The 458-nt window shown below is 50.9% G+C and carries 1 protein-coding gene; it reads left to right on the top strand.

Annotated elements, in window-relative coordinates; translation table 11 throughout:
* Positions 1–57: 57 nt before the first annotated feature.
* Positions 58–458, top strand: a 401-nt coding sequence (locus ACTQ48_RS11570; RefSeq protein ID WP_441571080.1) for an isocitrate/isopropylmalate family dehydrogenase, incomplete at its 3' end; no start/stop codon positions are given.

Genomic DNA, 458 nt, shown 5'->3' with positions numbered 1-458 from the left:
ACAATGCACAAAGCGGAAACCCATACACCTACCCAAATCCCCTCTTCGGGGGACGAGGTGACTATAACCATTCCCTTTATCGAAGGCGATGGCATCGGCAAAGAAATTACCTCATCGGTAAAACAAATTATCGACAAGGCGGTGGAAAAAGCCTACAAAAACAAACGGAAAATCAAGTGGAAAGAAGTCCTCGCGGGCGAAAAAGCGTTTACCAAAACCGGAAAATGGCTTCCCGACGAAACCATGGAAGCCTTCCGCACGTATCGTGTCGGCATCAAAGGACCGCTCACTACGCCTGTCGGCGAAGGGATTCGTTCGCTGAACGTGGCGTTGCGACAAGAATTGGATTTGTACGTCTGCCTTCGCCCCGTGCGATGGTTCAAGGGCGTGGCGACACCGCTCTTGCACCCCGACAAAGTGCACGTAACCATTTTCCGCGAAAACACCGAAGATATTTA

Source organism: Collinsella sp. Sow4_E3, assembly GCF_052116285.1.
In the GTDB taxonomy this organism is placed as follows: domain Bacteria; phylum Actinomycetota; class Coriobacteriia; order Coriobacteriales; family Coriobacteriaceae; genus Collinsella.
This window is presented reverse-complemented; position numbering and strand designations above follow the sequence as displayed.